This window comes from Paenibacillus ginsengihumi DSM 21568 (genome assembly GCF_000380965.1).
Lineage (GTDB): Bacteria > Bacillota > Bacilli > Paenibacillales > NBRC-103111 > Paenibacillus_G > Paenibacillus_G ginsengihumi.
On sequence record NZ_KB905650.1, the window covers coordinates 1 to 9,689 of the forward strand.

Here is a 9,689-nt window from a genome sequence, read left to right on the forward strand (position 1 = left end):
CAGCTAAAGCCGAATCGCTTACGGAATCCAGCTTGTTGAAGATGTTTCAGCACTTTCAGTTCTTGAAAAGCAGGCTTTAATTCGTTTGGCAGTTGATTCAGGTCGGGCTGATGGTCTATCATGATGGAAGACACCTCTTCTGTCTGGTAGTGGAAGTCGTCACTCTCACTTTACCAAACGAAGCGGTGTTTTTCTATTTTGGCAAGCTGGCTATTCAACAGACCTTAAACCCGCTCTACAATTGGTTTTACATTGATTTTCTAGGTGCGAAAGTTGAGTTACGAACTATATCTGCGCGCCATATGAACCGATGACCTTATTGCCAGTTCGATAGTTGACCGAATAACTCGTTGACCTTAAACCATACCCAACTGAACGCCTCGTCGATCGTCTTCACCTGACCGGAAATATGAGCCGTCGATGCCATCACGACCGACCCGTCGATCACGACCAGATTGCCCTGGACATCGCCCTCCACCTGAAGCTTGCCGCCCTTCACGGTCAAATCCCCCGTAACCGTCTTGCCTTCAGGCACAATGACCGTATTGCCTTCGATGACGACAGCCTGAAGGTCGTCGCCCTTGAGCATAAGCTCCTTATCCTCGTCCCATAATGAGGCAAAGCTCGCCGCCATCACCATCAGAAACACGACAGCGACCGAAATCGCGGGGTGTCTGCGCACCCAGGAATACCAGGGCTTCCTTCTTGCCGGCGGGAGCGACTGCATGATGCGGCTTGCCATATCGGCCGGCACTTCGGGCTTCGGCCACGCTTGGATTAACGCCTCGACCTTCTCGAATTGAGCCAGACGCTTGCGGCAGCCGGCGCATTCCGCCAAATGCTGCTTCAGCTTCGCGGCTTCAACCTGCTGCAAGTCTCCGTCCAAATATTCATGCAGCAAAGGGAGGGCTTCTTTGCAATCCATCGCGAGCCACTCCTTTCTTCAATCCATAATGACTTGTGTATTACCATACGAACCAGAAGCAAAGATGTTTCACCCGGAGTCATAAAATTTGCTCCAATTTTTTGCGTAAAAATTCCCTGCCGCGGTGCAGTCTCGTCTTGATGGTCGTAACCGGCATCGAAAGCGCCTCGCTGATCTCCTGCAAGGACAAGTCCTGCAAGTAGCGTAAAATGACGACCGCTTTATATTTGTCCGGCAGCGTATCGATCGTTGCCCGGATCTGCTGCTGCGTCTCCGACAGCACCAGCTGCTCGGCCGGCGTATCCTCCTCGCTCGGCAGCGTCGAATACCAGTCGTTGCCGTCCCCGTCCGACATCTCCGCATCCAGGGAATAGTTCGGCTTCCGCTTGCGCAGCCGGTCGATGCACAGATTCGTGCCGATCCGGTATATCCACGTAGAAAACTTTTGCTGCTCGTCGTACTTGTCCAGGTTCATATACACGCGCAAAAACGTCTCCTGCACAATCTCCTCCGCCTCGTGGCGGTTGCGCAGCATCCGATACGCCAAATGATATATTTTATCGTTATAAAGCTCGACCAGCTCGGCAAATGCGGCCCGGTCCCCGCTCTTCGCCAGCCTGGCCAATCTGGTATCTATTGCAATTGAATTCACCGACCTACCTCCAAGCCTTGGCCAAACGCACAGCACATGCATGAAGCGCATTCGCGTTACATCGTAAAGTCAGGCGGATCATGGGGCGTTGCCGCCGTTTTTCCCCCGCTGCTCCCATTAACAGCATACCAAACCGCAACAACCTCTGTATAGCCTTTGGCCGGAAAAACCTCATCATCCCATCCAGCTCACCAGGCGAAATCCGGCGGCGAATGTTCCGTACCGAAGATGGCATCCGATGACGAGGGATTCATGAATATTAAAGAAAAAACCGGAACCCGCGGCTTTCCGGGTCCCGGCCGATTTTCCAGCTTGACGCGTCAGATGTCAGCCCGTATTGCGCAGACCGGCAGCAATGCCGTTGATCGTCAGCAGCACTTCCCGCAGCTGATCGGCATCCTCGTCTCCCCGTTCGCGCAAATGGCGCAGCTCCGTCAGCAATTGAACCTGCAGGTAGCTGAGCGGATCGACGTACGGATTGCGCAGCCGGATCGATTCCTGAATGACCGGCACGTTGTCGAGAATCTCCTGCTGTCCGGTAATTCGCAGAATAAGATCGGACGTCCGCTCGTATTCTTCCTTGATCAGATTGAAAATGCGCTCGGCGGCCTGCTTGTCCTTGACCATGCAGCCGTATTCTTTGGCAATCAGCAGGTCGGCCTTGGCGAGGGCCATCTGCACATTGTCGATCAACGATTGAAAGAACGGCCAATTCCGGTACATATTTTGCAGAGTGGCAAGCTTCTCCGGCGAATCTTGATAGTAGCTGTACAAGCCTTGTCCCGCCGCATACCAGGCCGGCAGCAGGTAGCGGCTCTGGGTCCACGCGAACACCCACGGAATCGCGCGCAAATCCTCGAACCGGTCGCTGTTCTTCCTCTTGGTCGGGCGCGAGCCGATGTTCAGCTCGCCGATCTCCGGCAGCGGCGTCGATTCCTTGAAGAACGCCAGAAAATCCGGATCGCGGAAGATCAGATCCTGATACTTCTGCTGGGCTTTCTCCGAAATGTGGCGCATGATATGCTCCCACTCTTTGTCCGAAGGGTCGTTATGCGGATTGCGGGCCGTCAGCGCGCCGGTGATCAGCGCCGAGGTCGCCTGCTCCAGACTGCGGTAGGCGATTCCCTTCATCGAGTACCTGGACGACAGCACTTCCCCTTGCTCCGTAATCTTGATGCCCCCGCCGATCGTATCGGCAGGCTGCGCCAAAATGCTGCGGTTCAGCGGCATGCCGCCCCTCCCCAGCGCTCCGCCGCGGCCGTGGAAGAACTTCAGCTTCACGCCGAATTCCTTCGCCGCTTCGGTAATCGAACGCAGCGCTACGCGAAGCTCCCAGTTGGCGGTCAGCACGCCGCCGTCCTTGTTGCTGTCCGAATAGCCAAGCATAATTTCCTGCAGCTCGTTCGTGCTCTTCAAGCTATTGCGGTACGCCGGGATGCGGAACAACGTCCTCATGATGTCCGGAGCCGCATGCAGATCGTCGATCGTCTCGAACAAAGGTACGGACTGAAGCGTACAGGTGATCGAACCGTCCGGCTCATGCACATACAGTCCGGCTTCCTTGCCGAATACGAGCACTTCCAGAAGGTCGCTGGCGCCCTGGGTCATACTGATCAGATAACTCGTTATGCAGCGCTGGCCAAATTCCTCGTGCGCCCGCTTGACGACGCGGTACACCTCGAGGCATTCCTGCGTCGACTCGGAGTAGTTCAGATACGGCGACGTCACCGGCCGCGGATCGTTCAAAATATCCGTCAGCAGCTTGATCTTCTCTTCCTCGGACAGCTCCGCATAGTTGCTGCAGATGCTCATCTTGGCCAAAATTTCCGCCATGGCCGATTCATGCTCTTTGCTGTGCTGGCGAATATCCAGAGTAGCCAGGTGAAAGCCGAACAGCTCCACTTGGCGAATCAGCTTCTTGATATGCGTATCGGCGATGAAGTCGGCAAAATGATTGCGCAGGCTGCGGTCGATGATGTTCAGATCGGCCATAAATTCGTCCGGATTGCTGTATTTCTTGCTTGCGGGAACGGACGGCTTGCCCGCGTTGCGAATTTTCTCGATCATATACTTGACCTTGATGCGATACGGTTCCTTCTCGTTCCGCCATACGTCGTCCGAACGGAGATCGATGAGCTCCTTGTCCTTCCGGATCGACTCCAGCAGCTCTTCCGTCACCTGCACGATATTTTTGCTAAAGCTCATATGCTTCAGCAAATCCCGCAGCAGCTGCTCGTATTTGTACAGCGCGAGGCGGCGGTGCATCGTCAGCGTCTCCCAGGTCACATCGGAAGTTACCGAAGGGTTGCCGTCGCGGTCCCCGCCGATCCAGGAGCCGAATTTCAGGAAGGACGGCACATGCCAGTTCCTCTCCGGATAATACTTCCCGAGGCATCTTTCCAGCTCCTTGTACACTTCCGGCAATACGTCAAACAGCGTCTCGTCAAAGTAGTACAAGCCGTTGCGCACTTCGTCCTGAACGGTAGGCTTCCGGTCGCGCAGCTCGTCGGTCTGCCACAGCGTAATGACTTCCCCAAGCAGCTTCTCGCGCAGCTGTTCCCGCTCCCGGAACGTCAATGTCGGGTTGTCCAGCTCCATGACATCGTTTGCGATTCGCTGATGGATGTCGAGCAGCGCGCGACGCGTCGCCTCCGTCGGATGCGCTGTCATGACCAGCTCCAGCGAAATGCCGCGGATAATCTCCTGTACTTCGTCTGCCGGGATTCCTTGAGCCTTCAGTTCCCGCACCACATCCTCGATCGAGCCCGGCTGAACATTCTCCCCGGCCGTCCGCTCGTAATCCCTCTTGCGGCGAATCCGATGATTTTGCTCGGCGATATTGATCAGTTGAAAGTAGACGGCAAAAGCCCGGATCACCTGATGGCGGATTTCCGGCGCCAACGACTTGATCGTCTGCTTGAACTCCGCGAACATTTCGGGGCTGTATTGCGCCCGCAGCGACTTGCTCATCTCTCTTATTCTTTCCACCATGCCAAACAGTTCTTCTCCGCCCTGGTGCATGAGCACTTCGCCTAAAATATGGCCCAAAAACCGAACGTCCCGGCGCAGCAGATTGTTGGATGTATTCTTGTTAATTAAGCTGACTGATTCCGACATCGTTTCGTCCATCCTCCATCCTACTAGCAGTCATAATGAATATTTTAGCACACTATCCCGCTGTCATATAGTCTATTTATGCTCTTTCCTAAAAAAAGAAGCAGTCTCGCTGCAAGTTCGCTTGCGCGGCTGCCTTTCCTGGATGCACAAAAAAAGAACCTTCGTCAATCAGGTTCCTGGTCATTCCCGGTTGCTATATTGGAGCGGGTGATGGGAATCGAACCCACGCTACCAGCTTGGAAGGCTGGAGTTCTACCATTGAACTACACCCGCATAAAGTCAAGCGTGCCCTGAGAGATTCGAACTCCCGACCTTTTGATTCGTAGTCAAACGCTCTATCCGGCTGAGCTAAGGGCACATGCATTGATGGAGCGGAAGACGGGATTCGAACCCGCGACCCTCGCCTTGGCAAGGCGATGCTCTACCCCTGAGCCACTTCCGCAAATCGTAAGATGATGCGCGTAGAGGGACTTGAACCCCCACGGTTTCCCGCTAGATCCTAAGTCTAGTGCGTCTGCCAATTCCGCCATACGCGCATGGTGTTCATCGCACCTCTTATCGGCGACAAAATTTATCCTATCACAGATCATATGGTTAAGTCAACATTTTTTTCGTGGAATTTTGTTTCGGCACATTCAAGAAAGACGCCTATGACGAGCGATTCCTGTCGTCATCGGCCGTCATCGGTCGTCACCTTCGGTGTTGAAATTTTGTCGGCGTATACCGCCAAATTTTCAAGATAGCCATAATGTAGGAACATCGGGAGCTAACGCCGCTTGCAATAGCGTGCAGAGCGGCGCCTTCAGTCCCCTTATTCCGCGATAGCTTCGCGGCGCCGGCGTCTTCTCCGGCCGCGGTTCAGCCATTCGTATACGACCGGCACGATGATCAACGTCAACAGCGTCGAGCTCGTCAAGCCGCCGATCACGGTAACGCCCAGCCCTTTGGAAATGAGGGCGCCGGACTCGAAGCCGAAAGCGAGCGGAAGCAGCGCGCCGATCGTAGCGAGCGCGGTCATCAGAATCGGCCGCAAGCGCGTGCCCGCCGCCTCCAGCAGCGCTTCGCGGACGCTGAGCCCCTCCTTCTCCTTCTGGATGACGCGGTCGATCAGGACGATCGCATTCGTCACCACGATGCCGATGAGCATCAGCATGCCGATCATGGCCGTTACGCTTATCGTTTCTCCCGCCAGCCACAGCCCGATCAGCGCGCCGATCACGGTGAACGGCAGCGAGAACAGGATGGTGAACGGCGTGATTGCGCCGCCGAAGGTAATGACCAGTATCAGGTAGACGATCGCTACAGCTGCCAGCATGGCCATCCCCAGCTGGGAAAATGATTCGTTGAGCTGCTCCGTCACCCCGCCCTGCTCCACCGAAACGCCTTCGGGAAGCTTCATTTCGCGGACTGCGGCCTGCATCTCCCTCGACACGGCGCCGATGTCTTTCGCCGTCGTCTCTGCCGTGATTTCTGCGTATACTTTGTCGCCGCGCCGCGATATCGTGTTCGGCGACTCTCCTTCCTCGATCGCTGCCACGTCCTTCAAGGCAACATCCAGGCCCAGCGGCGAGCGAATTTTGACGTTTTCCAAATCAGCCAGCCCCGAGTATTGGAACTCTACCTCTTTCACATAAACGTTCACGTTGTTGGCGTCCTTCTTAATCGTCGTCAGCACAGGCCGCTCCCTCGCCGGGCTTAATGCGGCGGCCACTTGTCCGGCAGTCAGGGCGAACCGGCTTAGCTTCGCGGAGTCAGCGACAACACGGTATTGCCCATAAACGGCGGATATGCTTGAATCGATGTTCGTTAACGACGCGAGGCTATGAAGTCGGCGAACAAGTTCATCGACGACCGGCTTCAGCGCAGCCATATCGGGGCCGTACACTCGCAGGGAGAGGCTGCTGCCGCCCATTCCGCCCCCAGCCATGTCCACGTTTTTCCATTCCCCGCTGCCTCCAACGGTTTTCAGCTTATCTATAATCTGCTGCTGTTCCCCGGCAAAATTTGCATAGTCGCGATCATACTTCAAATAAAACAGCGCTTGCCGCGATGCGCCGGGATTCAGCGGGTTTTGCCCTCCGACCGAATACTGCAACACTTCGACGCCTTCTCGTCCCAGCAATGCGGCCTCCGCCTGCAGCGCAAGCTGCTCGACTTGCTTCGGCGTTTCGCCTGGCGCCGGGCTGTAAGCAACTATGATCATCTTCTCGGCTCCGGTATCGATAAAGCTGGTGCCAACGAGCGGTACGGTAAAAAGACTCGCTGCAAGCAAAATAACGGCGGCTCCGAACGCAACCGCTTTATGATTCAGCGACCAGGCCAGCACGCTCTTGTATCCTTGCGCCAGCCTGCCCTGCGGTTTGTGTCTTCGGCGCGATCTGCGGCTTGTATTTCTTAAGCCCGCGTCGTCCAGGCCCTTGCGGAACAGCGTATAAGCCAGCATCGGCACAATGGTAACAGCGATTAGCAGCGAAGCCAGCAGGGCGAGCACAATCGTCAGCGCGAACGGCATGAACATCTGTCCGACCGGCCCCGATACGAGCCCAAGCGGCAAAAATACCGCAATCGTCACCATCGTCGAAGCCATGATCGGCACGATCATCTCCCGCGTCGCTTCAAGTACGAGCTGTTTTCCGGACAAACGTTCTTCGGCCCATGTCATCCGGCGATAAATGTTCTCGATGACGACGATCGAATCGTCCACGACGCGGCCAATCGCCACCGTCATAGCGCCCAACGTCATTATGTTAAGCGTAATGCTTGTCTGCTGAAGCCCCAGCAGCGCAAGCAGGATGGACAGCGGAATAGAGATGACAGCAATGATCGTCGAGCGAAAATTGCGCAGGAACAACAAAATGATGATCACAGAGAACACCGCGCCAAGCAGCGCTTTGCTCATCATCGTACGGACCGATTCTTCAATCGGCTGCCCCTGGTCGAGAACCACGACGGCCGTCAAACCTTCAATCTCTGCCTCAAGGCGGGCGACTTCTTTTTTTACCAGCCGAACGACCTCGACGGTGTTGGCCTCGGGACCTTTGACAATTGCCAGACCAATGGCTTCCAGACCGTTCGTCCGCGAGATCGATTCGGCTTTGCCTATGGTGCGGATGTCGGCAATGTCGCCAAGTTTGACGGTCGGCACGGCTGCGGAAGATCCGTCTGCCTGGGGAATCGCCGCCGGTGTACCGGCTGCTTGGGGTGCGGCGGCAATGGATTGCGCTTCCGGCCTCGCCCCGGCAGTGCCCGAAGGAATTAATGGAATGTGGAGGCTTCGAAGATCTTCCTCCGATACGATGTTCCCGTCGACCAGCAAGGCTTTCTCCGTATTGCCAAATTCGAAGACGCCCAGCGGAACGGTTATTGCCGAGCCTTGGATGATGCTTTTGACAGTTTCCTCGCTTAATCCGAGCTCTCTCATTTTTTCGCCTCGGAATTCCAGCTCGACTTCCTGTACTTGCTGCCCGGAAATTTGGATATCGGCTACCCCTTTTAGCCCCTTAAGGGAGGGAACGACTCGTTCTTCGACGGTCTGCGTCAGCTCCTGGAGGCTTTGCCGGGGATTGGACAGGCTCAGAGACAGCACCGGGAATGCGTTTAAGCTAAGCCGGGATACGGACGGCTCTCCGGCCCCCTCAGGCAGATGTAATGCGCGTAATGACTCCTCAACCTCCCGCTGCGCCTCTTCCATATCTTTGTCATAATCGTATTCGATGACGACGGAAGAAGCGTTCTGGAAAGACTGCGAGGATACTACGGTCACGCCGTCCAGGCTGCGAACCTGCCGTTCGATAGCCTCTGTAACATGAAGCGCCACTTCCTCGGGCTCTGCCCCCGGATAAGGCGTCGTCACATTCACGATAGGCACCGTAATGTCGGGAATCGTCTCCATCTTCATATGAATGCCGGCATACAAGCCGGCCACCGTTATAATGAACGTCATGATCCATAAGGCAAACGGATTATTCAGTGAAAATTGGATAACGCGTTTCAAAATGCCGTCTCTCCTCCGCTGCGTTTCTAAAACGACGCCGATGACGCGCGAATTCTTCATCACTTGTATGCCATTTAGCATTTACCATGAAGCGTATTTTATGAAAAAAAATCTTTGATTTTGTCGGAGGATCGGAGAACCACCGGCGGGGCAACTGCCAAAGTTCAAGAAAAGCAAAAAACCTGACTTGGGCAATCTTCGCGTAAAGCGATATTGCTCCAAATCAGGTCTTTACTATTGATATTATGGCAAGGGAATGAATCATGCATGGTTAAAGCAAATTCATGGTGAGCCATGTAGGACTCGAACCTACGACACCCTGATTAAAAGTCAGGTGCTCTACCAACTGAGCTAATGGCTCGCATAGGCGGGCCCCCAAAGCTTGGGGGCCATATACTGGGGATCTAGGATTCGAACCTAGGCATGACGGAGTCAAAGTCCGTTGCCTTACCGCTTGGCTAATCCCCAACAGCTATGATGATGGTGGAGGCTGACGGGATCGAACCGCCGACCCTCTGCTTGTAAGGCAGATGCTCTCCCAGCTGAGCTAAGCCTCCCTGACACATCATGCTTTCGCAAAGCAACGATCCGAGCTGTGACAGCCGCGGATCGCCTTGCGGATCAAGGAATGACCCGTAGGGGATTCGAACCCCTGTTACCTCCGTGAAAGGGAGGTGTCTTAACCCCTTGACCAACGGGCCGAATGGAGCTTCCAACCGGGATCGAACCGGTGACCTCATCCTTACCATGGATGCACTCTACCTACTGAGCTATGGAAGCATAATGGCTCCCCGAACAGGACTCGAACCTGTGACAACTCGATTAACAGTCGAGTGCTCTACCGACTGAGCTATCGGGGAATGTCCGCTTGGCAACGTCCTACTCTCCCGGGACCCTTCGGTCCAAGTACCATCGGCGCTGGAAGGCTTAACGGTCGTGTTCGGTATGGGTACGCGTGGTTCCCTTCCGCCATCATCACCAAACGGGTATTCAGGTTCTCT

Annotated in this window: 4 protein-coding genes, 10 tRNA genes and 1 rRNA gene; all 15 read right to left on the bottom strand. The window is 55.2% G+C overall.

Features of this window, described 5'->3' with window-relative positions:
* Window positions 1-316 precede the first annotated feature (316 nt).
* The 15 genes from F591_RS0125900 to rrf all read right to left on the bottom strand — a co-directional run bounded on the left by F591_RS0125900 (window position 317) and on the right by rrf (window position 9,671).
* Complete coding sequence (locus tag F591_RS0125900; protein ID WP_019537489.1) at window positions 317-925, bottom strand: zf-HC2 domain-containing protein; 609 nt, start codon at window positions 923-925, stop codon at window positions 317-319.
* 79 nt (window positions 926-1,004) lie between these two features.
* Window positions 1,005-1,577: an RNA polymerase sigma factor SigW gene (gene sigW / locus F591_RS0125905; protein WP_342665612.1), complete on the bottom strand. Its 573-nt coding sequence runs from the start codon at window positions 1,575-1,577 to the stop codon at window positions 1,005-1,007.
* A gap of 327 nt (window positions 1,578-1,904) precedes the next feature.
* A complete protein-coding gene (gene ppc, locus F591_RS0125910) occupies window positions 1,905-4,694 on the bottom strand; it encodes a phosphoenolpyruvate carboxylase (RefSeq protein WP_026326916.1) in 2,790 nt (929 codons plus the stop codon).
* A gap of 199 nt (window positions 4,695-4,893) precedes the next feature.
* Window positions 4,894-4,967: transfer RNA gene (locus F591_RS0125915), tRNA-Gly, on the bottom strand.
* 11 nt (window positions 4,968-4,978) lie between these two features.
* Window positions 4,979-5,052, bottom strand: a tRNA-Arg gene (locus tag F591_RS0125920).
* Window positions 5,053-5,061: 9 nt separating this feature from the next.
* Window positions 5,062-5,136: transfer RNA gene (locus F591_RS0125925), tRNA-Gly, on the bottom strand.
* A 14-nt stretch (window positions 5,137-5,150) separates the two neighbouring features.
* A tRNA-Leu gene (locus F591_RS0125930) sits at window positions 5,151-5,230 on the bottom strand.
* 275 nt (window positions 5,231-5,505) lie between these two features.
* Window positions 5,506-8,688 (bottom strand): efflux RND transporter permease subunit, encoded by a 3,183-nt coding sequence (locus F591_RS0125935; RefSeq protein ID WP_026326917.1) that lies wholly within the window; start codon window positions 8,686-8,688, stop codon window positions 5,506-5,508.
* Between the two features lie 285 nt (window positions 8,689-8,973).
* A tRNA-Lys gene (locus F591_RS0125940) sits at window positions 8,974-9,049 on the bottom strand.
* A 35-nt stretch (window positions 9,050-9,084) separates the two neighbouring features.
* A tRNA-Gln gene (locus F591_RS0125945) sits at window positions 9,085-9,156 on the bottom strand.
* 13 nt (window positions 9,157-9,169) lie between these two features.
* A tRNA-Val gene (locus F591_RS0125950) sits at window positions 9,170-9,245 on the bottom strand.
* Window positions 9,246-9,317: 72 nt separating this feature from the next.
* A tRNA-Glu gene (locus F591_RS0125955) sits at window positions 9,318-9,389 on the bottom strand.
* Window positions 9,390-9,392: 3 nt separating this feature from the next.
* Window positions 9,393-9,468, bottom strand: a tRNA-Thr gene (locus tag F591_RS0125960).
* A gap of 4 nt (window positions 9,469-9,472) precedes the next feature.
* Window positions 9,473-9,548: transfer RNA gene (locus tag F591_RS0125965), tRNA-Asn, on the bottom strand.
* A gap of 6 nt (window positions 9,549-9,554) precedes the next feature.
* Window positions 9,555-9,671, bottom strand: a 5S ribosomal RNA gene (gene rrf / locus F591_RS0125970).
* Between the last annotated feature and the right edge of the window lie 18 nt (window positions 9,672-9,689).

What these genes read in the sequence shown, in the direction of transcription:
- ppc (WP_026326916.1), bottom strand. Translation starts at nt 4,694, where the DNA reads ATGTCGGAATCAGTCAGCTTAATTAACAAGAATACATCCAACAATCTG.
- F591_RS0125900 (WP_019537489.1), bottom strand. Translation starts at nt 925, where the DNA reads ATGGATTGCAAAGAAGCCCTCCCTTTGCTGCATGAATATTTGGACGGA.